Below are 25,818 nucleotides of genomic sequence, written 5' to 3'. Positions count from 1 at the left end.
GTCGCCTTCAGAGCGTGCGCTCCAGGCGAGCGGCCAGCAGCCGGATGAACTTCGCCGGGTCCGTCAGCTCGCCGCCCTCGGCCAGCACGGCCATGCCCAGCAGCAGCTCGGCCGTCTCGGCGAGCCCGGCCTCCTCCGGGTTCTCGGCGTGCGCCGCGCGCAGCCCGGTGACCAGCGGGTGGTCCGGGTTGAGCTCCAGGATGCGCTTGACCGCGGGCACTTCGTGGCCCATGGCCCGGTACATCTTCTCCAGGTTCGGCGCCAGGTCGTTGGTGTCGCCGACGACGCACGCGGGCGAGGTGGTCAGCCTGCTGGAGAGGCGGACCTCCTTCACGCTGTCGCCGAGCGCCCCGGTCATCCAGGTGAGCAGGTCGGCGAAGTCCTTCGACTTCTCCTCGCGGTCGTCCTCGGAGTCGCTGTCCAGGTCCACCTGGCCCTTGGCGATGGACTTCAGCGGCTTGCCGTCGAAGTCCGCGACGGTCTCCACCCACATCTCGTCGATCGGGTCGGTGAGCACGAGGACCTCGTAGCCCTTGGCCTGGAAGGCCTCCAGGTGCGGGGAGTTCTCGATCACCGAGCGCGAGTCGCCGGTCATGTAGTAGATGTCCTGCTGGCCGTCCTTCATCCGCTCCACGTACTCGCGCAGCGTGGTCGGCTTCTCGGCGTCGGCGGTGGAGCCGAAGGAGCAGATCTCCAGGATCGCCTCGCGGTTGTCGGGGTCGTTGACCAGACCCTCCTTGACCGCCTTGCCGAACTCGGTCCAGAACTTCGCGTACTTCTCGGCGTCCTTGGCCTGGAGGTCCTTGACCGTTGCCAGGATCTTCTTGACCAGCCTGCGCCGGATCAGCTGGATCTGCCGGTCCTGCTGCAGGGTCTCGCGGGAGACGTTGAGCGAGAGGTCCTGGGCGTCCACGACTCCCTTGACGAAGCGCAGGTACTCCGGGATCAGGGACTCGCAGTCGTCCATGATGAACACGCGCTTGACGTAGAGCTGGATGCCGCGCTTGCCGTCCCGCATGAACAGGTCCAGCGGGGCGTGCGAGGGCACGAACAGCAGCGCCTGGTACTCGAAGGTGCCCTCGGCCCGCATCCGGATGGTCTCCAGCGGGTCGGCCCAGTCGTGCGCGATGTGCTTGTAGAACTCGGCCAGCTCGGCGTCGGAGGTCTCCTCCTTCGGGCGCGCCCACAGCGCCTTCATCGAGTTGACGGTCTCGACCTCGGTCCCGGAGCCGCCGTCGCCGTCCTGCCCGCCCTGCTTGGCCATCCGGATCGGCCAGGTGATGAAGTCGGAGTACCGCTTGACGATCTCGCGGATCTTCCACGCGGAGGTGTAGTCGGCGGTCTGCTCCTCGGCGTCGGCCGGCTTGAGGTGCAGCGTCACCGACGTGCCCTGCGGCGCGTCGTCGACCTGCTCGATGGTGTAGGTCCCCTCGCCGCCGGACTCCCAGCGGGTGCCGGTGTCCTCCCCGGCGCGGCGGGTCAGCAGGGTGACCCGGTCGGCGACCATGAAGCTGGCGTAGAAACCGACCCCGAACTGCCCGATCAGCTCCTGCGCGCCCGCCGCGTCCTGCGACTCCTTCATCTTGCGCAGGAACTCCGCGGTGCCGGACTTGGCGATCGTGCCGATCAGCCGCACCACGTCCTCCCGCGACATGCCGACGCCGTTGTCGCGCACGGTCAGCGTGCGGGCCTCGGCGTCGATGTCCACGGCGATGTGCAGGTCGTCGGTGTCGACCTTGAGATCCTTGTCCCGGAACGCCTCCAGCCGCAGCTTGTCCAGCGCGTCGGAGGCGTTGGAGACCAGTTCACGGAGAAAGGCGTCCTTGTTCGAATAGATCGAGTGGATCACCAGCTGCAGCAGCTGGCGCACCTCGGCCTGGAACTCGAACGTTTCCACCTGGGCGTTCACGTGGCTCCCTCCACGAGAAGTGACTAGCCGGTGAATCCAATCAGGCCACTCTCTTACCACCTCCTCCGACCCACGCACTCCGCTCCCCGCCACGCACTCCGCTCCCCGCCACGCTCCCCGCCGCCCGCCGCGCTCCGCACCGCTCCCCGCCGCCCGCCGCGCTCCCCGCCGCCCGCCGCGCTCCGCACCGCCGCACCACTCGCCCGCCGCGCCCCGATTCGCGTTTTGTCACCTTCTTGTGCGATTTGAACGATCAAAAATCGCATCAAGGTGACAAAACGCGAAAAGCGGGGGGCGGGGGCCAGGGAAGTGGGGGGTGGGGTGGGGGTGGCGGACCGCTGAAGCGGAGGTGGGCGTGGGGGTGGGGACCGCTGGTGGGGTGGGGGATCGAAAAGCGGGGGTGGGGACCGCTGAAGCGGGGGGCCACCACGGGGGCGCTACGGGAGGCTCACGGGTTCCACATGTTCTTCGGCGAGTGTCGTGGACATGACGAACCGATCCCTTGGCGCCGTGCTCGTGCTCGCCGGGCTGCTCACCGCTTGTGGTGCGAATCCCGCTGTTCAGCCGCCGCAGGTGGCCTCACTGCCCGGGGCCACGAGTGGTGCCGCCACGATGACGACCTCCTCCGCCGCCGACCGGGACTCCGGCAGGCCGCAGATCCGCCTGGACAGCACTCCGGAGGACATCAACCGGGCCTGGAAGCCCTACAACATCTGCCTCAAGGACAACGGTCACCGCATGTACGCCGGGCGTGCCGACGGGACCTCGCCTGACTACAACGACAAGAGCGACACGGCGAAGACCGCGCTCAGGACCTGTGCCGGGAAGTTGCCGATGCAGCCGCCGGAGACGGACAGGGCGACCAACCCGTCCTATTTGGACGACTACCGCGACTACATGAAGTGCCTGACCGGCCGGGGCCTCGCGGTGCACGCGATCGAGCCGTACGGCACGGGGTGGACCTACGACGACGGTGTCACGCAGACGCTCAGCTCGGAGCAGCAGCAGAAGGTGGAGCTGGACTGCAAGGTGGAGGCCTTCAGTGACCGCTGAGCACCGCGGTCGTCGGATCGTGGTGGTCGCGCTGGTCGCGGTCGCCGGTCTCGGGGGCACCGCGTTCTTCGTCTACGGCGGGCCGGAACCACCTCCGCCCCCGGCCGCCGCGCCGGTGCGCACCACGACCGTGCGGCTGGCGGATCTGGCCAACACGCAGTCGTTCTCCGGAACGCTCGGGTTCGGAGCCGCCCAGTCGGTGAAGGGCACCGGGCCAGGGGTGGTCACGAAGCTGCCCACGGTCGGCGACGTCGCCGCCAGGGGCAAGCCGCTGTACTGGGTGGACGGGCGGCCCGTGCCGGTGTTCTTCGGGGACACGCCGCTGTTCCGCAAGATCGACACGGTGGGCGTCAAGGGCGACGACGTGGCCATGGTCGCGGACAACCTCGCCGCGTTGGGGTTCAAGGTGGGCGCCCAGCGTTCGACGGTGACGCCCGCCCTGCTCGACGCGCTGAAGAAATGGCAGGTCAAGGCCGGTCTCGACGTCACAGGAACGCTCGAAGCCGGTCAGGCGGCCGTAGTCGCGGGGCCGGTGCGGGTCAACTCCGTGGCGGCGCAGCTCGGCGACCCCGCCGCCGGGCCGCTGCTGACCGTGACCTCCACCGCGAAGATCGTGACCATGCCGGTGGACGCGGGCGAGATCGGCGTGATCACCACCGGTGCCCCGGTGACCGTGGTCCTGCCGACCGCCAAGGAGGTCCCGGCGAGGGTGACCGCTGTCAGCTCCACTGTGGACGGTGGTGACACCAAGGCCATCGGCGGCCCGCCCCCGAAGATCAACGTCACCGTCACCCCGGACGACGCGGCCGGGGTCGCGCAACTGGACCTCGCCTCGGTGCGGGTGCGGGTCACCACCGAGGAGCGCAAGGCGGTCTTGACGGTTCCCGTCGGGGCGCTCGTCGCGCTGCGCGAGGGCGGCTACGCGGTGCAGCAGCCGGACAACCAGCTCAAGGCCGTCGAGACCGGCATGTTCGCCAAGGGCCTCGTGGAGATCAGTGGTCCCGGCATCACGGCGGGGCTGCCGGTGGTGACGACGTCGTGAGCGCCGTGCTCGAACTGCGCGGGGTGAGCAAGCACTACCCCGGCGGAGTCACCGCGCTGGACGACGTCTCGCTCGTCGTCGGCAGCGGTGAGCTGCTCGCCGTTGTCGGTGCCTCCGGCTCAGGCAAGTCCACGTTGCTGCACATCGTCGGCACGCTCGACGCGCCGTCCAGCGGCACCGTGGAGATCGGCGGCCGGGACACCGCCGGGCTCTCCGACCGCGACCTGTCGGCGCTGCGCGGGCGCGAGCTCGGCTTCGTGTTCCAGCGGTTCCACCTCACCGACGGGCTCAGCGCCGAGGAGAACGTGGCGACCGGCCTGCTCCACGCCGGGGTTCCGCGCCGCCGTCGCCGCGCGCTCGCGGTGGAGGCGCTGCACCGGGTCGGGCTCGGCCATCGCGTCGACCACCTGCCGCACCAGCTCTCCGGCGGGGAGCGGCAGCGGGTCGCGATCGCCCGCGCGGTGGTGAACAACCCGGCGCTCGTGCTGGCCGACGAGCCGACCGGCGCGCTGGACACGGCCACCGGGCACGCGGTGCTCGACCTGCTGACCGGGCTCAACGACGAGGGGACCACCATCGTGATCATCACGCATGACCGGGAGATCGCCGCGCGGCTGCCGCGCCGGGTCCGGCTCAGCGACGGCCGCGTCGTCTCGGACACGCGATGACCGCCCGGGACACCGGGCCGGTCCGCCTCCCGCTCGGTGACGTCCTCCGCCTGGGGTTGCTGGGAATCCGCACCAGGAAGCTCCGCGCGGCCCTCTCAGCACTCGGCATCTCCATCGGCATCGCGACGATGGTGGTCGTGACCGGCATCCCCGCGTCCGGCCAGGCCGCGCTGCTCGACGAGCTGACCGCGCTGGGCACCACCATCCTGCGCGCGTCGGCAGCGCCGAACCAGGACCCGCCGGTGCTGCTGCCGCCGGACTCGGTCGGCATGGCCCGCCGGATCGGGCCGGTGACCGGCGCGGCGGCGGTGGCCAACACGCACCGCACCGTGCGCAGGAACGACCGCGTCGCGGCAGGCGACGACTCCGGGCTGAGCGTGCTGGCCAGCAGCCCTGACCTGCTCGACACGATCAACGGGCACGTGCGGTCCGGCGGCTTTCTCGGCCCGGTGACGGAGAACTTCCCCACGGTCGTGCTCGGTCACGTCGCGGCAGGGCGGCTCGGCTTCACCGACATCGTCCAGAACGGACAGTCACGGCAGGTGCTCATCGACGACCGCTGGTTCACCGTGATCGGCGTTCTCGCGCCGATGCCCCTGGCACCGGACATCGAGCGCTCGGTTCTCGTCGGCTGGGGCGCCGCGCGCCAGTGGCTCGGCTTCGACGGTCATCCCACCGTGGTGTACGTGAAAGCGCGGGAGGAGGCGATCGAGGACGTGCGCGCCGTGCTGCCCGCGACGCTCCACCCGCAGCTGCCCGGCCTGGTCCAGGTCAGCCGCCCGTCCGAGGCGCTCGCCGCGAAACGTCTGTCGGAGAACAACTTCTCCGCGTTGTTCCTCGGGCTCGCCGGGGTGGCGCTGCTCGTCGGCGGGGTCGGGGTGGCCAACACCATGTTCATCTCCGTCCTGGAGCGCAGGGAGGAGATCGGGTTGCGCAGGGCGCTCGGCGCGACCCGCCGCCAGATCCGGTGGCAGTTCCTCACCGAGGCGGTCGTGCTGTCCGGGTTCGGCGGGCTGGCGGGCACCGCGCTCGGCGTGCTCGCGACGCTCGGGTACGCCACGCACCAGGGCTGGCCACCGGTGATCCCGGCCGTCGCGGTGCTGGGCGGAGTGCTCGGTGCCGTGGTTGTCGGTGTCCTGGCTGGGATTCACCCGTCGGTCCGGGCCGCGCGGCTCACCCCGACTCAGGCACTTGCCGGATCATGAGTTGCGCTCGTCCCTACCATGAACCGAGTGACTGAGCCGGAGGAGAGCGCGGGCGCTGCTCGCCGCCGACAGCGCCGCGAACAGGACCCCGGTCGCCGGCCGAGGAACGTGGACCTGGCCGCCGTCTTCTGGGGCGTCGTGGGTGCGGCGATCCTGCTCCTGCTGCTGCTCAACCTCGCGATCGGCGCCGATCCGGCCGCGCCCGTCAACAGCGCTGCCCTCTTCGGGGGCCTCACCGTGCTGTGGTGCGTCTCCGGTCTGCGCAAGGGATGGCGCGGTCCGCGGATCTACCTGGCCGTGGTTGCCGTGGTGCTGGTGTACCTGGCGGTCGCGATCATGCCGGCGTTCCTGGTCCCGATCCCGCCGCTGGCCATCGGCTACGGCGTCGTGGGTGTCCTCGCGACCGTCGCGACCGTGCTGATGTTCCAGCCGGACGCGAACGCGTACGTGCGCGAGATGACCCGGCGTTAGAGTTCGGGCCGTGGCACTCATCGACAAGATCGGCTGGATCCACCTCGAAGACGGGCGGGTCCTCTGCGCGCGCTCCTACGGCAAGGACCTCTTCTACGTCCCCGGTGGCAAGCGCGATCCGGGGGAGACCGACGTGCAGGCGCTGGTGCGCGAGGTCGCCGAGGAGCTGGCCGTGGCCATCGAGCCCGGCACCGCGCGCCACATCGGCACCTTCGAGGCGCAGGCCGACGGGAAGGCCGACGGGGTGGTGGTCCGGGTGGCCTGCTACACCGCCGACCACACCGGAACCCCCGAGCCCACCAGCGAGATCGAGGAGATCCGCTGGCTGGGCCACGCCGACCGGGAGCTGATGTCCGAGGCGGGCCGGGTGATCTTCGACGAGCTGCACGGGCGCGGCCTGCTCGGCTGAGGCCCTCGGGGTCAGCGCCTGCGCGAACGGGTCAGCGCCTGGGAAAGGGCGTTGCGGTCCACCTTGCCCGTCGGCCCCACGGGCAGCGTGAGCAGGACCAGGACGTGGTCGGGGACCATGTAGCTCGGCAGGTGCTCCGACAGGTGGGTCCGGACCTCGCGCGGGGTGAGCGCGGCCGAGGCCACCGCCGCGAGCAGCTCCGGCCCGTCGTCGCCCGGCGTGGTCACCACCGCGCAGTCCACCGCGCCGGGGAGCTGGCGCAGCGCCGCCATGACGTCGCCGAGCTCGACGCGGTAGCCGCGGATCTTGACCTGGTCGTCGCGGCGGCCGAGGAACTCCATGGTGCCGTCGGCCTTCCAGCGGGCCCGGTCCCCGGTGAGGTACATGCGCTCGCCGGGGACGCCGAGCACGGTGTCGGGGAGGAACTTGCGGGCGTTGAGGTCCGCGTCGCCGACGTAGCCGTCCGCGACCGCCGTGCCCGCGATGTAGAGGTCGCCCTCAACGCCGATCGGGCAGACCCGGCGCTCGGCGTCCAGGACGTAGTAGCGGGCGTTGTGGATCGGTTTGCCGTAGGGGATGCTCGCCCAGTCGGGGTCGATCTCGGCGACGTCGAAGTAGTTGGACCAGATCGTCGCCTCGGTCGCCCCGCCGAGCGCCACCACGTGGGCTTGCGGGAAGTGGGTCCGGACGCGGTCTGGCAGGGTGAGCGGAACCCAGTCGCCGCTGAGGAAGACCAGGCGCAGCGCGGGGACCGACGCGGGCGGCAGCTCGTCCACAATGGACATCACGAGGCTCAGCGCTGCCGGGGCGGAGTCCCAGAAGGTGATCGGCTCCCGCGTCAGGACCTCCGCGAGCCGCACGGGGTCGCCCAGCTCGGCCGGTGGCACGACCCGGATCGCCGCGCCCGCGGCCAGGGTGCCGAGGATGTCGTAGACGGACAGGTCGAAGGTCAGCGACGTCACCCACAGCAGGGTGTCGTCCGGGCCGACGCCGTAGCGCTCGTTCACCCACTGGATCAGGTTCACCGCGCCGCGGTGGCGGACCGACACGCCCTTCGGCACTCCGGTGGAGCCGGAGGTGAAGATCACGTACGCGGTGTCGGACGGCTCCGGGCCCGCGCCGCAGACGGAGCCCGACAGCGACGCCCAGTGCGTCACCACCGGCTCAGCCGCGACGGACTCCTTGCCGCGCCGCAGAACCACGTCGTAGCGGTCCTTGATGAGCGGGTGCCATTCGGAGCCGGACCTCCTGCGCACCTCGACCGAGACAGGGACGCCCAGTGCCGCGCCGAGCCGGGAGAACCACTGCGGTGACACGCCGAAGAGGGACCCGCCGGTTGCGGGGTCGACGACATCCGCGAGAACCACGGCTCCACCCGGAGCGACGGTGGACAGCGCGTCGCGCAGCACCGAGCGCAGGTACTCGAAGTCGGGGAAGAACTGGGCGACGCTGGCCAGCAGCACGACATCCGCGCTGCCCGGCGAGACCAGCCGGGGCAGGTCGAGGGCGGTGCCGTGGTGGAACTGGCCCGAGGGGATCTCACGGGCGGCGCGCTCGACGGTGGCCGGGGAGATGTCGATCCCCGTGTAGGACTCGGTTTTCAGCGCTTTGGCGATCAGGCCGGCACCGCAACCGACCTCCACCACGTGCGAGGCGGGGCCGACGAGGTCGCGGACGTGCTCGACGTAGGTCTGGATCTGCTCCGGGGAGAACTCGTCGGTGAAACCGGAGGCACGGGTCAGGTCCGTCTCGTTCGCGAGCTCGTCCCAGAACATGCTCTGGATCTCGTCGGTCAGATCCGGCTCCGGGGCCGGTTCGAACGACGTGCACACGAACCGGGTCGCGGTCCCGGCGAGGTCCGCGGCCTCCTCCGCGCGCCGCAGCCAGGACCGCGAGGTGACCGTCCACTTGACACTGAGCTGCTGGAGTGGTTGTGCCACACGGGATGCGGGCCAGCGCGTGTCGAGCGGCACGTACGCGGCCCCGGAGCGGAGGACGCCGAGCACCGCCACGACGGAGGTGTAGGAGCTCTCCACCAGGATGCCGACGAAGTCGCCGCGCCCGATCTCGTTGTCCTGGAGGAACTTCGCCAGTGCGCCGGAGTCCGCCCACAGCCTGGCGTAGGACCTGGTGTCGTCGCCGCCGAGCCGGACAGCCGGGGCGTCGGGGGCCTTGTGCACCTGGCGTTGGACGAGGTCCACCATGGACAGGTGGTCGTCGAAGGCGTGCGCGGTGTCGTTCCAGGAGGCCGGGGGCAGTCGATCCATCTGCAGACTCCGTCACTGGGGTGGCGGGCGGACCCCCAAGAGCCCGCCCGCCCTCGGGTGGGTCAGGGCTTGTCGCGCAGGATGACGCGGGCGCGGATCTTCAGCTCGCCGTTCTCGCGCACCATCAGGTCCTCGACGCTGGAGGAGGAGAAGAACTTGACCTCGTCCTGGGTGTTGGTCTGGGTCACCAGCGAGTAGTAGGTGACGCGCAGGACGCCCTCGCCCGCGTCCTCGATCAGGAAGTGGTCGAACCAGTGCCGGGTGACCAGGCCCTGGTACTGCGGCAGCATGCTGTGCATCTTGGCGCGCATGGCGGTGCGGCCGGAGACCTTCTCGGTGCGGTGCGGGTGCTCGACCGAGCCGTCCTCGGTGAAGGTCTCGGTGAAGCGGTCCACGTCGAGCTCGTCGAGGATGCGCATCTGCCTGGCGTAGAAGTTCTTCACCTCCACGTAGAGGTCGGCGCTGACGTGACCGGACACCTGGGTTGCCTGTGACACGGGGGAATCCCTTCGGACATGGTGGTTGACTAGACGCCGGGTGGTTCCTCGACGATCAGGAACGCGTTGGTGCCCCCGACTCCCGCCGACATCAGACCCGCGACGCGCGGCCGGCCCCCGGAGTCCCACGGCCGACCCTCCGGCAGGATGCCGAAGCGGTCGCCGTGCCTGGTGAGCTCCGGGATCGGGTCGCGGGTGTTCGGTGTCGCCGGCAGGAAACCCTCGCGCACGGCGAGGGAGGTCTTGATGAGCGCGGCCATCCCGGCCGCGGTGTCGCAGTGGCCGACCGAGGCCTTGACGGAGCCGATGGCCACCGGAGGTCCTTCCGCGCCAAGGGCTTCGGTGAGCGCGGTCGCCTCGATCTGGTCGTTGAGCGGGATGCCGACGCCGTGCGCCTCGACGTAGCCGACGTCCACACCGGACAGTCCGGCGACGGCGAGTGCCTTGCGCACCACGCTGACCTTGCCGTCCACGCCGGGGATCACGAAGCCGGGCTTGTTGCCGCCGTCGTTGTCGACGGCGCTGCCGCGGATCACCGCGTGGATCGGGTCACCGTCCCCGAGCGCGTCGGCCAGCCTGCGCAGCAGCACCGCGCCCGAGCCGTCGCCGGGGATCACGCCGGTGGTGCGCGGGTCGAACGGCCTGCTGATGCCGTTGGTGGCGTGGATGCTGCGCGGCGGGCGCAGGTACCAGCCCTGGACGTCCTCCTGGACCGCGACGGCCCCGGCGATGGCGTAGTCGCAGGCGTGCAGCCGCAGGCTCTGGCAGGCCAGGTGCACCGCGACCGCCGACGTCGCGCACGCCGAGTCGATCATGATGCTCTCGCCGAGCAGGTTCCGCAGGTAGGAGAAGTGCGGTCCGGCGAAGGTCGGGTCGATGTTCATGACCTCGTCGAAGGCCGCGCGCGGCACGTGCTTGGTCCGCGCGCAGCCCGCGTAGACCGCGGTCCGCTCGTTGATCTCGGCGAACTTCAGCCCGGCGTCCTCCGCGGCCTGCCACATCGACTCGTAGAGGATGCCGTGCTGCGGGTCCAGGCCGGTGGCGCCGACCAGGTCGGTGTCGTAGCGGTCGCGGTGCGGCATCAGCCCGTAGGAGTGCACCCGCAGGGTGTCACCGCCGATGTCCTCGACCACGGGCTCGTCGGCCCTGGTGAAGCAGTCCCGCCCGGCGCGCAGGTTGGCCCAGAGGGCCGGGATGTCCGGCGACTTGGCGAACCGGCCGCCCATCCCGATGACGGCGACGGCCTCGCCTGGCACGTCAGTGTCCACAGTGGATCCCCTAGTCGAAGGTGAGCCCGACCTTGACGACACCGTCGAGCCGGTTGTGCGCGAGTTCGAGCGCGGCGGCGACGTCCTTGATGTCGAAGGTGTGCGTGATGTGGTCCTTCACCGCGATCTTGCCCTCCACCACCAGCTGGAGCGCCTGGCGGAAGGAGGCGAGGTCCGGCTCCATCTGCGCGCCGACCGCGGTCGTCAGCGCGATCTGCCTGCCGAACAGCGCGGCGTAGGGCACCGAGAGCGTGTAGTCCTCCGGCATCCCGAAGAAACCGAGGCGCCCGCGCATGCCGACCATGGCCATGGCGTGCTCGCGCGCGGAGTCGGTCCCGGCGGCCTCGACCACCAGGTCCACGCCGAGCCCGCCGGTCAGCTCCTTCGTGGCCTCGCCGACGTCGTCGTCGGGCACCAGGATCGCGTCGTCGGCGCCGAGGGTCTTCGCCAGCTCCAGGCGGCCCGGCTCCAGGTCCACGGCGATCACGCGGTGGAAGCCGAGGTGCTTGAGCATCTGCACGAACAGGATGCCCGCCGACCCGGTGCCGACCACCGCGGCCGTCCCGCCGTTGACCGGGCCGGGCCAGAACCGCTTCAGCGCGTAGATGACCGTCCCGAGCTGCTGCGCCATCAGGTAGTGCATCGCCGACCCGTTCACCGGCACGTGCAGCAGGAACTGGTCTGAGATCGTCTGGTAGCGCGCGAACGAGGCCATGTAGGCGTGGTTGGGCACGGTCAGAACGCGGTCGCCGGGGGAGAACAACGACGACCGGCTCTCCACGACCTCGCCGAGCCCCTCGTGGCCGGGGTAGCCGGGCGGGCACGGGTACTCGTGGTCGCGCATGTCCCGGAAGAACGGGGACTCGGCGCGCACCCGGTGCACGTCGCTGCCGCAGATGGCGCCGACCGCGTTGCGGACCAGCACCTCGCCCTCGGTGATGTCGCGGAACGCGACCTCCTCCACCTCCACCCGGCCGGGCTCGACGAGGATGGCGGCCTCACCGCGTAGTGCGGGCATGCTGAGCCTCCGTGCTCTTGGTAGTGGCCCAGGACAAGGGATGTCCCGGGAGGTGCACGCGCCGTCCTCCGGTGGACAGCGCCACGTCGACGCCCCGGCACCACAGGGCGGCGACGGCGGTCATCAGCGCTCGGTCGTCGGCGACGCCCGGGGTGAGGGTGGGCACGACGACGGCGTCGGCGACGGCGATCTCCGCTGCCGGAGCCGTCCCGATGTCCAGCAGGACAGTGGGGCCGAACTCGTGGCAGGCGGCTTTCGCCAGGTCGGCGAGCCCGGCCGTGCCGGAGAGGCCGTCCTGCTCCGTGGTGATCCAGCGCAGCTCTGGAGTGCCGAGAGCGGTCGCGCCGCGCAGACCATCCGACAAGGACAGAGCACCGCTGACGGTCGCCGCGGCCAGCCTTCCGGAGCCGACGCCGCACACCGCGACCGGGGAGACGCCCCATTCGATGAACTGCTCGGCGATGCCGACCTGGACGGCGTAGGCCGTCGCCGACCCGCTCGTCCCCTCGGCGAGCGCGCGGATCCTCGGGAACAGCCGGTAGGAATCACCAAGTGGCGCAACACAATCGCCGAAAGCGAACACGACCTGTTCGGAGCGCGTGACGCTTGCGTCGCCGATGGTGAGCGCTGCCGTGGCGAGGTCGTCGGTCACGACCGCGAACCGGTGCTCGAAGCGCTCGCGTCCCACGTCGAGCGTCCTGGCCACGTCCTCCAGCCGCAGTCCGCGAACGCCCGCGACGTGCCGCGTGAGCTGGTCACGTGCCGCGTCGAGCGCGTCAGCGCTGCGTGCGGACAGCGCCAGCACGTGGTGGCGACGCTCGTCCAGCGGGGCCGCGACGGACGTGGTCACCTGGGCCCGGCTCCGCTGAGGGGCTTCTGCAACGGTGGTGACCGGTTGTGCTTGCCCACCAAGGAGATTCGCCTGTGCGCGCACGGTGACGTGCCGCATCAGGTCCATGATGGACGGTTCGGTCCCGGTCGCCGCGCGCAGCTCGTCCTGGAGCTTGACCAGCAGCAGCGAGTGGCCGCCCGCGTCGAAGAAGTTCAGGTCGAGATCGATGACGTCGTGGTCCAGCACGCGTTTCCAGGCCGAGCGCACCTGGTCCAGCATGCCTGTGGTGCGCACCTCCTGGGCCTCGCCGAGGTCCGGGACGGGCAGCCGACGACGGTCGATCTTGCCGGTCGGGGTCAGCGGCAGCCGCTCGACGACCACGATGTGCCGGGGCACCGCGAAACCCGGCAGCCGGGCCTGCGCGTACTGCCGCAGCTCCGTCGTGCCGACCGGTCGTGCCGCCACCACGTAGGCGACGATCTCCTTTTCCTCGCGCTGGTTGCGGTGCACGGTGACGAAGACCGACTCGACAGCGGAGTGCCCGTCGAGCACGGCCTCCACCTCGCCGAGCTCCACCCGCTGGCTGCGGATCTTCACCTGGTTGTCGTTGCGGCCGATGAACTCCAGCAGCCCGTCGGCGTTCCACCGCACCCGGTCGCCGGTCCGGTACAGCCGCGTGTCGGCGGTGACGAACCGGGAGGCGGTCAGCTCCGGGTCATTGAGGTAGCCGTCCGCCAGTCCCACGCCGCCGAGCAGCAGCTCGCCGGCGACTCCGCGCGGCACCGGCGTGATGGTGCCCTCCATGACCACGCGCGCCTCAGTGCCCGGAACCGGCTTGCCCATCGGGAGCGTGCGCGCGTTCGGGTCCACCTCGTTGATGGCGAACCACGTCGAGGTGAAGGAGTTCTCGGTCGGGCCGTAGCTGTGCAACAGCACGTTCGGGCCGCACCAGCGCAGCGCCCGGCGCATGTGCGCAACCGAGATCAGCTCACCGCCGAAGTACACCCGCCGCAGTGACTGCAACAGGTCCGGCGCGTCCTCGATGATCCGGTTCAGCAGCGGCGTCGTCACCAGCAGCGTGGTGATGCCGCGTTCCCGCACCACGGTCCGCATCTCCCGTGGGCTTAGCACCAGGTGCTTGTCCAGCACGACGAGCTCCGCGCCGTGGGCGAGCGCGCCCCAGATCTCGTAGGTCGCCCCGTCGAAGTTCAGCGGGCACAGCTGCGCGACCACGTCGGTGGGGTCCAGCGGGATGAAGTCCGGGCGCTCCATGAGCCGGGCCATTCCCCGGTGTGGCAGCACAACACCCTTGGGGCGCCCGGTGGTTCCCGAGGTGTAGAGCACGCAGAAGGTGGATGCCCCGTCGCGCTCGACCACCGGGGCGGACCCGTCGGGAGCCTGCGCGAGCAGGTCGGTGACCGTCACCACGACGCCGCGCGGCAGCTCGACGACGACCTCACAGCTGGGATCGACGACCAGCACCGGTGGGCGGGCGTCGTCCACGATCAGCTGGAGCTGGGCCTGCGGGTAGGCGGGGTCCAACGGCAGGTACGCGGCGCCCGCGAGCACGCAGCCGAGCCAGAAGACGGGCGTGTCCGTGCCTGGCGGCAGCAACAGCGCGACGGTCTCACCAGGACGAACACCGTTGTCCCGCAACCAGTTCGCGACCGCGCTCGCCCGGTCGACGAGCTCCCGGTAGCTGAGCGCGGTCTCGCCGTGCCGGACCGCGACGGAGTCCGGTCGCTGCTCCGCGTGCCGCAGCACGAGATCGGGCACCAGCTCGGCATCCGGTGCGACGGGCGCGCCGTGCGAGTGGAGCTGAGCTAGGCCGGGGTCGCACGCGGCGAGCAGGTCACCGCACGAGGCTGCCGGATCGGCCACCGCCCGCGTGACCAGCTCCCGGAGCTGCTCGACGAACAGCCGCGCGGTGGCCTCCCGGTACCGCGCCGAGTCGTAGTAGAGGCACAGCCGGGTGCTCTCTGCGCCCTCGATCACGTTGATCGAGAACTCGTACTTCGTGGTGTCGTCGGGGTGGTCGAAGCGCCGGACCGTGGTGTCCCCGATCCGCCATTCGCCTTCGTAGGCCGGGGTGTACATGAACACCGTGCGCTCGACGGTCGCGCTGTCGGTGCTCTCCCGCCGGATCCGCTGCAACCGCTCGGCGGGCACCGACGAGTGCTCCAACGCGTCGAGCAGCTGGTCGCGGAGCCCGGCCAGCACGTCCTGGAACGACCGGTGGGGGTCGAGCCGGTCGCGCATCGGCAGCACCCGGCTGCGCAGGTCGATCTCGTCCTCCGTGCCGTAGCCGCGCCCGGAGAAGACCATGCCGAAGGTGCCCTCCGAGCGGGCGCTCCACGCGTGCAGCAGCATCGACCACGCGCTCAGCAGCACCACCGACGAGGAGCCGCGAACCCTCTGCGCCAAGGAATGCACGTCCGTCATCACCTCGGCGGGGATGACCAGCTCGACGTCGGCGGACGGACCGGGCAGGCCGTCCTCGGCGACGAGGTCGTGCAGTGGGACCAAGGGGGAGGGCGCGTCGCGCAGCACCGTGGACCAGTGCAGCTCCGCGGCCTCGGCCAGCTCCGGGTACACCTCCGGCTCCTCGGCCGGAACCCGCTCGGGCAGACCGCCGCCCTCGCCGACCCGCGCGCGGTAGGCGGCGATCAGGTCGCGCGTGAAGACGTTGGTGGACCAGCCGTCGGAGACGATGTGGTGCATCGTGACCGAGAGCAGCGCGCCGTCGTCCTTGACCAGCACCGCGGCGCGCAGCAGCGGCGCGACGGCCAGGTCGAACACCGGCCCGCCGGAGACGACCGCCCACCGCAACGCCCGCGCGCGGTCGTAGGCGCCCGGCTCGCGGTGCTCGACGAACGCCACCGGTGGCGCGGGCTCGACCACGCGGGCCAAGCCGCCGTTCTCTGCGTCGAACCAGCTGCGCAGGCCGGGGTGCGCCGCGAGCACGTCCCGCATCGCCGCCCGCAGCGCGGGCACGTCGACTCCCGGGACGAACTCCAGGTCGACGTTGATGTTGTAGCGGCTGGACTCCGGTTCACGCTGGCAGGCGAGCCACACCTCCAGCTGGCCCGGTGAGGCCGCCACCCACGGCGTGGCGCTCAACGGGACTGTCCGCCCAGCGAGCGGACGAGGCCGGCGACGGTCCGCACGGACCGGAAGTGCTCCGGGGTGAACAGGGTGTCGTCGATGGTGACCCGGAACCGCTGCTCGCACTGGGCGCGCAGCTCCACGAAGCCCAGCGAGTCCAGGCCCAGCACGTCCTGGAGCCCGTCGTCCTCACCGATCTCCTCGGCGGGCACCTCCAGGTAGAGGTCGCGGACGAGGATCTCCCGCAGCTGGTCTTCCAGACAGCGCTGGGAACTGGCGGTCATCGTTGCCTCCGGATCTGCTTGACGAGGGTGGTGATCGACGGCGTCGGCACCCGGTGCGCGGCTGCCAGGCGCAGCACCGGGTCGGTGAGCGCGGCCAGCTCCGTCGGCTGGACCCCCGCGACGACGTCGCGGTGCAGCGACGTGTCCGTCCGGCCGGGAAGGGCGTCCAGGACGGCGATGCTGTCTTCTGGACGGAGTGAAACCGCTTGTGCCGCGGCGACGGCGCACAGCTCGCGGGCTGCGGAGCGCATCAGCTCGCGCGTCTCCGGCGTGCGGCGCACGACACCGAGCGGCCCGTCCGCCGCGGTCGTCGCCAGCGCCAGCGGCAGCAGCATGGCGAGCTTCCGCCACAGCACGGTCACCGGGTCGGGTCCGACGACGCAGTCGATCCTGGTGCCGCGCAGGGCGTCGACCACGGAGGCGAGCCGGGCGTCGTCATCCCCGGCGAGCTCCACCGTCGCGCTCATCGCGTGCCAGGTCACCGAACCGGGTGCGCTGCGTTCGGCCTCGATGCGGATGGAGCCGGCGACCACCCGGTCGCCGAACCGATGGCGCAACGGGTCCAGGTGGTCCAACCCGTTGAGCAGGGGGACGACCGCGCCCGTCCCGGCGCCGGGGACCACCTTGCCCAGCGCGGCGGTCAGCGCCGGGGCCTTCACCGTGACCCACAGCACGTCCACGTCCTCGCGCAGCAGGGACACCGCGGTGACCGGCAGTGCGCGTTCGCCGTGGAGTCCACTGTGGACCGTGATGGCGCCCGGGTGCTCGGCGGGCGTGGACCCGCGCAGCACGAGCACGACCTCGTGGCCGTGCTCGGCCAGCGCGGCACCGACCGCCAGGCCGACACCGCCAGCCCCCAGGATGGCATGTCTCAACGCGTTTCCTCGCATGATCGCCCCCGCCCGCCCACGTGCGCCGTGGTCGGCGGAGCACTCCCCAGTAGTGATGCGAGCAGCGGCTTTTTCAGCCCTTTGTCGCCCACTTCGGACGCTACGCAGACGCACTTCTCAGCGTCAACCTGCAACAGGGTTTTTTATGCGGAGTCAACGTTACACAAAAAGTTCCTGTAGGCCGAACGGAGTCATTGAGGTTGCCCGTAACGCCTGTTCCGGCGGTCCTTGACCAGATCTTTCCGCCGTGCGTATGGTGCGTGCCGAAGTGGCAGGTGCGTTTACTCTTGGTTTACCTTGAGCGCCAGGCGACTGGTCCGTATGGATGAGGTTTAGGGGAAATGTCCGGTCGCTTGCCCTGGGCGACGTACCGTGTTCAGGGGACGGCCTTCTCTCTGTTTTCCCAGCTCAAGGCGTTATCGTGGGGAGAGACCGTGAACTGGGGCAAGGAAGTCGACGCGCACTTCGTGTATGCGGGCGCGCGCAAGGAATCGGGGGAGCGTGCCCTCGAAGAAGTGATCGAGCACGTGCGCGAGGTCTGGTCCGAGGTTCTCGGGCATACTGACTTCGATAACGAAACCAGCTTTTTCGAGGTTGGTGGACATTCTGTGAAAGCCACATTGATGCTCATCAAACTCCGGCGCCGGGTCGGCGTTCTGCTGCCCGTCCGACAGGTATTCGATCACCCCACCATTCAGGAGCTGGCCGTTGTTGTGGAAAGCAGGATCGCGGCATCGGTTTCGGTGCGCGACTAGCCGCCCGACAGCGGTTGAACAGGGAGGATGTGCGCTTTGACTTCGGTGAGCGCTTGTTATGGCGTGAACCCCGGCGACGCCGGTATCGAGGTTCCGCGGGAATGGTCGGGAACGGCGGCGACGCCGGTCACCGCCGACACCGCGTTCAACGGGTTCGTCTGCACCCATGTGGTCTTCGCCTTCGAGCGGCTGGGTGTCTTCGCCCGCTTCGCGGAGGCCGGAAGCCTTGACATGACGGGGTTCTGCGCGGAGCACGGGCTCGACGACGCGGTGTTCCGGGCGCTGGTCGGCGCGGCGGAGTCCTTCGGCCACGTCACCGTTACCGGGGACCGGGTCCTGCCGACCGAGCACGGTGAGGAGGTCCGCCGGCAGCTGGGCTTCTTCACCTGGGCGGTCGGCGGGTACCACGACGTCTTCGCGGCCGCGGCGCCGATCGCGACCGGCAAGCGCGCCTTCGGCTCGGACGTGCTGCGCGACGAGGCCATGGTGGCGCTGGGCTCCGCGCAGGCCGACACCGCGCTGATGCGGCACATCCTGGACGCCGAGATCGCCCAGGTGGACTTCTCGGTGCTCGCCGACCTCGGCAGCGGCACCTGCGAGCGGCTGTCGAGGCTGGTCAAGGACAGACCGGGGGCCAGGGGGATCGGGCTGGACATCAGCAGGTCCGCGACCGAGCTGGCCGCGCGGACGGTCGCCGGGTACGGACTGCGGGACCGGGTCGAGCCGGTGTGCGCCGACGTCCGCCAGGTCGTCGCGGGCGAGCTGAAGCCCGAGGGCGCCGCCGAGGTCGATGCCGTGATGAGCTTCATGTTCCTGCACGACCTGCTCGCTGACCCGTCGACGCGCTCCAGGGTCATCCCGGAAATGCGGGAGGCCTTCCCCAACGCGCGGACTTTCCTGCTGGCCGACACCACCATCCGGCCGAGAGGGGCGGCCGAACGGACGCTGCCGATGTTCTCCAGCGGCTTCGAGCTGGCGCACGCGCTGATGGGTGTTCCGCTGCACACCCGGCAGGACTACGAGCGGCTGTTCGTCGACGCGGGGCTGACGATCCGGCGCACGGTGCCCTTCGGTGCACCGCACACCTACCTCTTCGTGCTGGAGGCGTGATGAGCGCGCCCGAGATCCACACCGACCTGCCGATCCCGCTCGCGGTCGCCGGGCACCACCAGCCCGCGCCGTTCTACCTGACGTCGGAGATGTTCGGCGGTCTTCCCGTTCAGCTCGCTGGGGGCGAGCTGAGCGAACTGGTCGGCAAGCCGGTCGCCGCGCCGCACACCCACGAGGTCGACGAGATCTACTTCCTGGTCTCGCCGACGCCGGGGGCGGCGCGCATCGAGGTGATGCTGGACGGGCAGCGGCACGAGCTGGTCTCGCCCGCGGTGATGCGGATCCCCGCGGGCAGCGAGCACTGCTTCCTGACGCTGGAGGCCGAACGCGGCAGCTACTGCTTCGGCGTGCTCATCGGGGACAAGCTGTGAGCTCGAAGTTCAACGCCAGCGTTCCGGACGCCGACAGCCTGGTCCGGCTGCACCTGAGCGAAAGCCCTTATGGGGCAAGCAGGTGGGCTGTCGAGGCGGCCGAACGCGAGCTCCGCAGGGTCAACATCTACCCCGACCCGGAGCGGAGCGCGCTCGTCGGCGCTCTCGCCGAGCACTGGGGTGTTGGCCGCGACCGCGTCGCCGTGGCCAACGGCAGCGACGAGCTTGTGCTGGCCTGCGCCCTCACCCTGGGCGAGAGGTCCCGGCCGGGGCTGGTGACCACGGGCACGTTCCCGGGGTACCGGTCCTGCCTCGACCGCGTCGGGCGGGGCTGCACCGCCGTCGCGCTCGACGTCGGCGAGTTCGCCGAGCGGCTGCCGGAGCACGGGATCGGCTACATCTGCAACCCGCACAACCCCAGTGGCTCCGCACTGTCCCGTGTGGACATGGACACCCTGGTGGCCCGCGCGGAGGACAGCGGTGTGCCGCTGGTGTTCGACGAGGCGTACATGGACTTCGCCGACCCGGACACACCACAGGTGCGCGACTACCTGTCGTCGGACGCGCCGATCATCGCGCTGCGCACCTTCTCCAAGGCGTACGGGCTCGCCGCGCTGCGCGTCGGCTACGCGGTCGGCGCCGCGGCGCTGCTCTCCGAGCTCGCGGAAACCCTGCGCACCTTGCCTTTCAGCGCGAACCGGCTCGCTCAGGCCGCGGCGCTCGCCGCGCTCGCCGACCAGGACTTCCTGCGCGGGGTGCGCGACGCCAACGCCGCGCAGCGGGTCTGGTTCGCCGAGGAGCTCACCAGGAGGGGACGCGGTTTCCTCCCCACCACCACCAACTTCATGGCGGTCGATGTCGCCGACTCGGCACTCGCGCAGAACCGGCTCGCCGACGAGCACGGCATCCTCGTGCGCGACGCCGGACTGTTCGGTTCTCCCGGCTACGTCAGGGTTTCCCTCGGCAGTCGGGACGACCTGCTGCACCTGCTGAAGGCGCTGGACGACCTCGGCCTCTAGGCCCCTCGCACTCATCCAAGGAGCAACACGTGTTCCGTCAGGACCCGTTGAACACCATCGTGGCGCTGGCGTCGGGGTTCACCCCGACCGCGCTGCGGTTGGCCGCGACCCTGAAGCTGCCCGACCTTGTCGACGCCGGGCACACCACCGTGGACGCGCTGGCGGAGCAGACCGGCTGCGACCGCCAGTCCCTCGGCCGCGTGCTGCACTACCTGAGCCTGCTCGGGCTGTTCACCGAGAGCCAGGCCAAGACCTACGAGGTGACCGAGGTCGGCCGGGTACTGCACACCGAGCACCCTTCGGGGCTGCGGCGGTGGCTGAGCCTCGACGAGCCGAGCAGGCCGATGGAGGCGCGCTTCGAGCCCGCGATCTCGTTGCTGCTGGACGCCGTGCGCACCGGTGAGCCGGTCTACGAGAAGGCGTGGGGCCGCCCGTTCTGGGACGACCTGGCCGCACACCCCGACCTGGACCGCTCCTTCAACTCCGGCATCGCCAGGATCGCCGCGCGGCTGGTGCCCGAGCTGACGCGGATCTACGACTGGGGCTCGGTCAAGCACGTCGTCGACGTCGGCGGCGGCACCGGGGCGCTGCTGGCGACGCTGCTGAAGACCTACCCGGACCTGCGGGGAACGTTGCTGGAGCTGGAAAGCGCTGTCGAGCAGGCCAAGGACACCCTCGCCCCGGTGATCGACCGGTGCGACCTGGTCGCGGGCAGCTTCTTCGACCCGATGCCCACGGGCGCCGACGTCTACCTGATCGCGAACACGCTGCACAACTGGAGCGATAAGGACGCGCTGAGGATCCTGCGGCGCTGCGTCGAGGCGGCAGGGCCCGGCGGCAAGGTGGTCGTGGTGGAGCGGCTGCTCGACAGCGGCAAGGACCCGGTGATGGCCAGCTACGCCGACCTGCTGATGCTGGTCCTGCTGGGCGCGCGGGAGCGCAGCGTCGAGGACCTGCGCGAGCTCGGTGCCCAGGCGGGGCTGACGCTGACCGACACGATCCGCTTCGAGCTGCCCGGGCACTGGGTGGTCGAGTACGTGGTCCAGGGGGAGTAGATGAAGCGGACCCTCAACCCGCAGGAGACCAACGCGTCGCTGGCCTACGAGTACGACCGGGGCAGCAACTACGAGTCCGTCCTGCACCTCACCGACGCGCTCGCCGCGCTCGTCCCCGAGACCGAGGCGGGCCACCCCGACCTGCACTTCTTCCAGGTCACCCACCTGATCAGCGAGTACGCGTGGGCGCAGGTGCACTACGAGCTGCGCCGGGTGATCGAGCACATGGACGCCGACCGCCCGCTGCAGGCGCAGCGGCTGCTTGGCAGGGTGATCGGGCTCAGCGAGATCACCGTCCAGGCGGTGCGGCTGCTGGGCAGCCACCTGCCGCAGCACAGCCTGCTGATGATGCGCAACGCGCTGCCGGAGAACGCGACCGGCCTGGACTCGCCGGGCTACCGCAACCTGCGCCGCGTCGCCCGGCCGGTGTGGAAGAGCTTCGAGGACGCCGTCGCCAGGGCCGGGCTCACCCTGCCCGAGCTGATCGCGGCGCAGAACGACGAGGCCGGTGTGGACGACAAGGGCGGGGCGCAGGCGCTGGCGCTGCTGCGGGAGTCGTTGCTGCGCTTCGACAGCAACGTGCTGGAGTGGAAGCAGAGCCACCTGGTCATGGTGTGGTCGCAGCTCGGCGGCCAGCCGGGGCTGCGCAACGAGGAGGGCCGAGGCGAGCTGCCGCAGAGCCTCGGCGGCCGTTCACTGTCCACAATGGAGGCACGAGCGAACTTCACGCTGTTCCCCGAGCTGTGGCGGGCGGCGGAGGAGACCTACTGGACGCTGGGCACCCGCCACGAGGGCGCGGACGGTTCCGGTGGGCCGCGATGTCCGGTGCAGCACTGATGGCCACCGGCGGGGCTGTCTGCGTGACGGGCATGGGGTGGACCACCGCGCTCGGCGATGACATCGACGGCGTGTGGCGGCGCTTGGTGAAGGGGGACAGCGGAATCCGCGAGCTGGCCCCGGACGCCAGGGGCCGCCCGCGCTGGGCGGCCACCCTGCCCGGAGCGGGCGGACCCGCGACCGAACGGCAGGTCTCGCTGGCCGCGTCGACGGCCTCACTGGCTCTGGCGGACGCGGGATGCGGCGCGGAGGCCGTGGACGTGCTGGTGCTCGGCAGCAGTCTCGGGCCGCACCTGGACGACGCGTGCGAGGAGTCGCCGCACGCCTGGGCGAGCGCGGCGGGCGAGCGGCTCGGTGTGCGCGAGAGCCCCGTCGTGGTGAGCACGGCGTGCTCGTCGGGCTCGGACGCGCTGCTGGTCGCCGCCGCGATGATCAGCACCGGTGCCGCGCGGCGCTGCGTCGCCGGGGGCATCGACCTGCTGAGCGAGGCCAAGCTGCTGGGCCACGCGGCGCTCGGAACGGCCTCCACCACCGGAATCCGGCCGTTCGCCGAGGACCGCGACGGCACGGTGCTCGGTGAGGGAGCCGGGTTCCTGGTGCTGGAGGCGCGGGCCGACGCCGAGGCTCGCGGGGCACGGGTCTGGGGCGAGCTGCGCGGCTGGGGCTCCTCCAACGACGCGACCGGTCCCACCGCGCCGGACTCCTCGGGCGGGGGAGCGGTGCTGGCAGTCGAACGGGCACTGCGCAAGGCAGGGGTCACCGCCGACGAGGTCGCGGTGATCAATGCCCACGGCACCGGCACGCCGGCCAACGACGCGACCGAGTCCGCGTGCTACGCCACGCTCTTCGGGGACCGGCCCGTGCTGTCGGCGACCAAGCCCGCGTTCGGGCACACCCTCGGCGCCACCGGTGCGATCGAGGCCATCGCCCTGCTGCTTTCCTTGCACCACAAGCAAACCCCGCCGATGTTGCCGAGTGGGGCGGCGCTGCCGGTTGACGGTCCGGTGGGGATCAGCGTGACCCTGGGCTTCGGCGGCTTCAACACGTGCCTGGTCGCGGAGCGTGCCCGATGATCCTCGCCAGCGCCACCGTCGAGACCGCCGACCCCGGCACTGCGCCGCGCCGGATTCCCGGCGTGTACGCCGACCCCGTCGCGTGGCTGCTCGCCGACGTGGTGCACACCGCGCTCGCGGACTGCGAGATCACCAGCCCGTCGCGGGTCGGCGTGATCACGGTCAGCGAGTTCGCGACCCGCGACACCCTCCGCCAGGTCGCCGACGGCGCGTCGAACGGCCGGGTGTCGCCGATGCGCTTCGCCGCGGCGGGTCCGGGCTCACCCGCCGGCCTGCTCTGCTCCGTCTTCGGCTTCCAGGGGCCGACCGCCGTGCTGCCGATGCCGCAGGAGCGCGCCCGCCCGGTGATCGACGCGTTGCTCGCCGACTGGCTCCGCGGCCCGCTGCCCTGCGTCGAGCAGGTCGTCGTCGTCACCCACGAGCCGACCGAGGACGGCGGCCACCGCGCGGAGTGCGTGGTGCGCGGAAGGACAACCCCGACGCCGAGGAGCACCGACCGATGACCGCGCAGCACTACGACCTCGACCGGATCACCGGGTTCCTCGACGGCGTCGAGGAGGCGCAGCCCGGACCGGACGGCGGCACCGAGTCGCTGGCCGAGCTGGTGGCGGCGTTCGCGGCGCTGCCCGCCCGGCCCGGCTCGGTCGTGGTGATCGCGCTGCCCAACGGGACCCGGTTGCTGCGCCTGTTCTTCGCCGTCCACCTCGCCGGGCACACCCCGGTCCTGCTGTCCCCGTCCACCCCGCCGTCGCGGGTCCGCGGGATCGCCCGGCACCTGGGCGCCTTCGCGCTGGTCCGGGCGGCGATCCGGCGCGGGGACTACGGCGAGGCCGATGTGCGGCGGCTCGCGGGCTCCGACCTCGCGGTCTTCCCCGGCCCGCACACCGCCCACGGTCCCGGCAACGTGATCCTGATGAGCTCGGGCACCTCGGGCCTGGCGACCGGCTGCCTGCACGGCATGGACGCGCTGCTGCGCAACGCCCGCCGCCACGTCGCCTCGATCGGCCAGAACGCCGCCGACACCGTGCTGGTCAGCCTGCCGGCCTACTACTCGTTCGCCCTGGTCGCCCAGGTGCTCGGCAGCCTGGTCGCGGGCTCCCGGCTGGTCGTTGCGGGACCGCCGTTCTCCACGGCCAACTACCTGTCCACGGTGCGGGGCAGGCGGGTGACGGTCTCCTCGCTGACCCCGATCCTGGCGAAGTCCCTGGTCGCCGCGGGGGTGGAGTTGCCGTCCCCGCTGCGTTCGCTGACGGTCGGCGGCCAGGCGCTGGACGGCGACCACGTCGCCCGGCTGCTCAAGCTCAACCCGGACCTCGGCGTGTACCTGACCTACGGCCTCACCGAGGCCGGGCCTCGGGTGTCCACCCTGGCCGCGCACCGCGAACCGCCCCACCGCCACGGCTCCGTGGGGCTGCCGCTGGACGGCGTCGAGGTCACCGTGCGCGACAACGAGCTGCTGGTGCGCTCGGACACGGTCTACCGCGAGCGGGTCGGTGAACCGGCGCCGTCCAAGCGCGGCCAGCTCGTCGAGCCGGGCCTGGTGGCGACGGGCGACATCGGCTTCGTCGATCCCGACGGCTACGTCGTGGTCCGCGGCCGCTCGACGGACTTCACGGTGGTGCGGGGCGAGAAGGTGTCGATGGCGGCGGTCCGCAGGGCCGCGGAGTCGCTGCCGCACGTGGTGCGCGCGGCGGCCAGGGTCCTCGACGACGACACCGACACCGACTCGGCGCGGCTGGAGCTGGACGTCTACGTCGACGACGTGAACTCGCCGAGCGAGGCCGAGGTCCAGCGGCAGCTGCGGTCGCTGCTCACCCGCAGCGAACGCCCGCGAGTGGTCCGCGTCCACCCGTTGCCAGCCGGGGAGTTCCACAAGTGAGCATCGACCTGTTCTGCGTCCCGCACGCGGGCGGCTCGGCGCGGAGCTTCCTCGCGTGGCGGCGGACGTTCCCGCCACAGATCCGGGTCCGGCCGCTGGAGCTGGCGGGCCGGGGCCGCCGCAGCCGCGAGCCCCGGCAGGAGACGGTGCAGCGGGTCGCCGCCGACCTCGCCCAGCTGGAGCCACCGCCGCGCTATGCGATCCTCGGGCACAGCATGGGCGGGCTCATCGCCTACGAGCTGGCGCTTTCGCTCGTCGCACAAGGAAAAACCCCGCCGGAGCTGGTGGTCGTCGCGGGCACCCGCCCGCCGCACCTGCTCTCGCCGGTCGACCAGGCGGCGCTGGCGGAGCTGCCCGACGACGAGCTGCTGGAGGCGCTGGCGGGCAGCGGCACGATCCCGCCGTCGCTGCGCACCTCGCCGATGCGGGAGCTGTTCGTCCCGATCGTCCGGGGCGACCTGCGGCTGATCGCCTCCTACGAGCCGACGGTCGCCCGCCTGCCGGTGGACGTCCAGGCGTGGTTCGGCGCGGACGACCCGATGACCCCGGAGCCGACGATGGCCGAGTGGGCCCGCTACACCTCCCGAACCTGCTCCGCCCGCGAGTTCCCCGGCACCCACTTCTTCCCCCACACCCGGCTCCCCGACGTCATCGCCCACCTGACCTCGCTCGTCCGGCCCCAGAACGGCGACGCCGAGGAAAACGAATAGGGTTCGCAAAATGGCCGCCGCGCTACACAGATGTGTGTGGGGTTTTGTGTGGGCGGAATGGTCAGGATGTAATACCTGAGGTGCTTGACAC

At 71.1% G+C, this 25,818-nt stretch carries 24 protein-coding genes; 16 read left to right on the top strand and 8 right to left on the bottom strand.

Annotated elements, in window-relative coordinates:
• Positions 1-7 precede the first annotated feature (7 nt).
• The gene (htpG, locus tag ACFFQA_RS00250) at positions 8-1,909 is read right to left on the bottom strand and encodes a molecular chaperone HtpG (RefSeq protein WP_377849441.1); all 1,902 of its coding nucleotides are present in this window, start codon (positions 1,907-1,909) and stop codon (positions 8-10) included.
• A gap of 486 nt (positions 1,910-2,395) precedes the next feature.
• On the opposite strand from htpG, the gene ACFFQA_RS00245 reads away from it, so the two are divergent.
• The 6 genes from ACFFQA_RS00245 to ACFFQA_RS00220 are packed head-to-tail and all read left to right on the top strand — an operon-like array spanning position 2,396 to position 6,757.
• On the top strand, positions 2,396-2,962 hold the full coding sequence (locus tag ACFFQA_RS00245; protein WP_377849440.1) for a hypothetical protein: 567 nt from the start codon (positions 2,396-2,398) through the stop codon (positions 2,960-2,962).
• Positions 2,952-4,004, top strand: coding sequence for a peptidoglycan-binding protein (locus ACFFQA_RS00240; RefSeq protein ID WP_377849439.1), 1,053 nt, complete (start codon positions 2,952-2,954; stop codon positions 4,002-4,004). Before ACFFQA_RS00245 ends, ACFFQA_RS00240 begins: the two co-directional genes overlap by 11 nt.
• Positions 4,001-4,672 (top strand): ABC transporter ATP-binding protein, encoded by a 672-nt coding sequence (locus ACFFQA_RS00235; protein ID WP_377849438.1) that lies wholly within the window; start codon positions 4,001-4,003, stop codon positions 4,670-4,672. The genes ACFFQA_RS00240 and ACFFQA_RS00235 overlap by 4 nt, the downstream gene beginning before the upstream one ends.
• Positions 4,669-5,877: an ABC transporter permease gene (locus ACFFQA_RS00230; protein WP_377849437.1), complete on the top strand. Its 1,209-nt coding sequence runs from the start codon at positions 4,669-4,671 to the stop codon at positions 5,875-5,877. The genes ACFFQA_RS00235 and ACFFQA_RS00230 overlap by 4 nt, the downstream gene beginning before the upstream one ends.
• Before the next feature lie 27 nt (positions 5,878-5,904).
• Entirely contained in the window at positions 5,905-6,348 is a 444-nt protein-coding gene (locus tag ACFFQA_RS00225) for a hypothetical protein (protein ID WP_377849436.1), read from the top strand.
• 10 nt (positions 6,349-6,358) lie between these two features.
• Positions 6,359-6,757, top strand: a complete 399-nt coding sequence (locus tag ACFFQA_RS00220) for an NUDIX hydrolase (protein WP_377849435.1) — start codon at positions 6,359-6,361, stop codon at positions 6,755-6,757.
• An 11-nt stretch (positions 6,758-6,768) separates the two neighbouring features.
• On the opposite strand, the gene ACFFQA_RS00215 is transcribed toward ACFFQA_RS00220, so the two are convergent.
• From ACFFQA_RS00215 to ACFFQA_RS00185, 7 genes are all read right to left on the bottom strand, one after another.
• Positions 6,769-9,024 (bottom strand): amino acid adenylation domain-containing protein, encoded by a 2,256-nt coding sequence (locus ACFFQA_RS00215; protein ID WP_377849434.1) that lies wholly within the window; start codon positions 9,022-9,024, stop codon positions 6,769-6,771.
• A 62-nt stretch (positions 9,025-9,086) separates the two neighbouring features.
• The gene (locus tag ACFFQA_RS00210) at positions 9,087-9,521 is read right to left on the bottom strand and encodes a nuclear transport factor 2 family protein (protein ID WP_377849433.1); all 435 of its coding nucleotides are present in this window, start codon (positions 9,519-9,521) and stop codon (positions 9,087-9,089) included.
• A gap of 29 nt (positions 9,522-9,550) precedes the next feature.
• Positions 9,551-10,789, bottom strand: coding sequence for a beta-ketoacyl [acyl carrier protein] synthase domain-containing protein (locus ACFFQA_RS00205; protein WP_377849432.1), 1,239 nt, complete (start codon positions 10,787-10,789; stop codon positions 9,551-9,553).
• Between the two features lie 10 nt (positions 10,790-10,799).
• Positions 10,800-11,807, bottom strand: a complete 1,008-nt coding sequence (locus ACFFQA_RS00200; protein WP_377849431.1) for a zinc-binding dehydrogenase — start codon at positions 11,805-11,807, stop codon at positions 10,800-10,802.
• Positions 11,788-15,759 carry a non-ribosomal peptide synthetase gene (locus ACFFQA_RS00195; RefSeq protein ID WP_377849430.1) on the bottom strand — a complete coding sequence of 1,324 codons (3,972 nt, stop codon included), beginning with the start codon at positions 15,757-15,759 and terminating at the stop codon, positions 11,788-11,790. The genes ACFFQA_RS00200 and ACFFQA_RS00195 overlap by 20 nt, the downstream gene beginning before the upstream one ends.
• Positions 15,756-16,028: a cispentacin biosynthesis acyl carrier protein AmcB gene (gene amcB, locus ACFFQA_RS00190; RefSeq protein ID WP_377849429.1), complete on the bottom strand. Its 273-nt coding sequence runs from the start codon at positions 16,026-16,028 to the stop codon at positions 15,756-15,758. The genes ACFFQA_RS00195 and amcB overlap by 4 nt, the downstream gene beginning before the upstream one ends.
• The gene (locus tag ACFFQA_RS00185) at positions 16,025-16,903 is read right to left on the bottom strand and encodes a ketopantoate reductase family protein (protein WP_377849428.1); all 879 of its coding nucleotides are present in this window, start codon (positions 16,901-16,903) and stop codon (positions 16,025-16,027) included. Before ACFFQA_RS00185 ends, amcB begins: the two co-directional genes overlap by 4 nt.
• Positions 16,904-17,352: 449 nt before the next feature.
• Between ACFFQA_RS00185 and ACFFQA_RS00180 the strand changes: the two genes are divergently transcribed.
• Genes ACFFQA_RS00180 through ACFFQA_RS00135 form a run of 10 tightly spaced genes read left to right on the top strand, consistent with a single transcriptional unit; the run spans position 17,353 to position 25,727 of the window.
• Entirely contained in the window at positions 17,353-17,673 is a 321-nt protein-coding gene (locus ACFFQA_RS00180; protein WP_377849427.1) for an acyl carrier protein, read from the top strand.
• A 45-nt stretch (positions 17,674-17,718) separates the two neighbouring features.
• Complete coding sequence (locus ACFFQA_RS00175; protein WP_377849469.1) at positions 17,719-18,783, top strand: SAM-dependent methyltransferase; 1,065 nt, start codon at positions 17,719-17,721, stop codon at positions 18,781-18,783.
• Entirely contained in the window at positions 18,783-19,154 is a 372-nt protein-coding gene (locus ACFFQA_RS00170; RefSeq protein ID WP_377849426.1) for a cupin domain-containing protein, read from the top strand. The genes ACFFQA_RS00175 and ACFFQA_RS00170 overlap by 1 nt, the downstream gene beginning before the upstream one ends.
• Positions 19,151-20,173, top strand: coding sequence for a pyridoxal phosphate-dependent aminotransferase (locus tag ACFFQA_RS00165; protein ID WP_377849425.1), 1,023 nt, complete (start codon positions 19,151-19,153; stop codon positions 20,171-20,173). Before ACFFQA_RS00170 ends, ACFFQA_RS00165 begins: the two co-directional genes overlap by 4 nt.
• 29 nt (positions 20,174-20,202) lie before the next feature.
• Positions 20,203-21,228, top strand: coding sequence for a methyltransferase (locus tag ACFFQA_RS00160; RefSeq protein ID WP_377849424.1), 1,026 nt, complete (start codon positions 20,203-20,205; stop codon positions 21,226-21,228).
• Positions 21,229-22,065, top strand: a complete 837-nt coding sequence (locus tag ACFFQA_RS00155) for a tryptophan 2,3-dioxygenase (protein ID WP_377849423.1) — start codon at positions 21,229-21,231, stop codon at positions 22,063-22,065.
• Positions 22,047-23,138 carry a cispentacin biosynthesis acyltransferase subunit AmcF gene (gene amcF / locus ACFFQA_RS00150; protein WP_377849422.1) on the top strand — a complete coding sequence of 364 codons (1,092 nt, stop codon included), beginning with the start codon at positions 22,047-22,049 and terminating at the stop codon, positions 23,136-23,138. The genes ACFFQA_RS00155 and amcF overlap by 19 nt, the downstream gene beginning before the upstream one ends.
• Positions 23,135-23,641: a cispentacin moiety biosynthesis protein AmcG gene (amcG, locus tag ACFFQA_RS00145; protein WP_377849421.1), complete on the top strand. Its 507-nt coding sequence runs from the start codon at positions 23,135-23,137 to the stop codon at positions 23,639-23,641. The genes amcF and amcG overlap by 4 nt, the downstream gene beginning before the upstream one ends.
• Positions 23,638-25,017, top strand: a complete 1,380-nt coding sequence (amcH, locus tag ACFFQA_RS00140; protein ID WP_377849420.1) for an adenylate-forming 2-oxoglutaryl-ACP ligase AmcH — start codon at positions 23,638-23,640, stop codon at positions 25,015-25,017. Before amcG ends, amcH begins: the two co-directional genes overlap by 4 nt.
• Entirely contained in the window at positions 25,014-25,727 is a 714-nt protein-coding gene (locus tag ACFFQA_RS00135; protein ID WP_377849419.1) for a thioesterase II family protein, read from the top strand. The genes amcH and ACFFQA_RS00135 overlap by 4 nt, the downstream gene beginning before the upstream one ends.
• The last annotated feature ends 91 nt before the right edge of the window (positions 25,728-25,818 follow it).

The sequence above is a fragment of the Allokutzneria oryzae genome, assembly GCF_042429765.1.
Taxonomy (GTDB): Bacteria; Actinomycetota; Actinomycetes; order Mycobacteriales; family Pseudonocardiaceae; genus Allokutzneria; species Allokutzneria oryzae.
The sequence above is the reverse complement of the archived record's forward strand: the minus strand, read 5'-3'. Positions and strand labels throughout refer to the sequence as shown.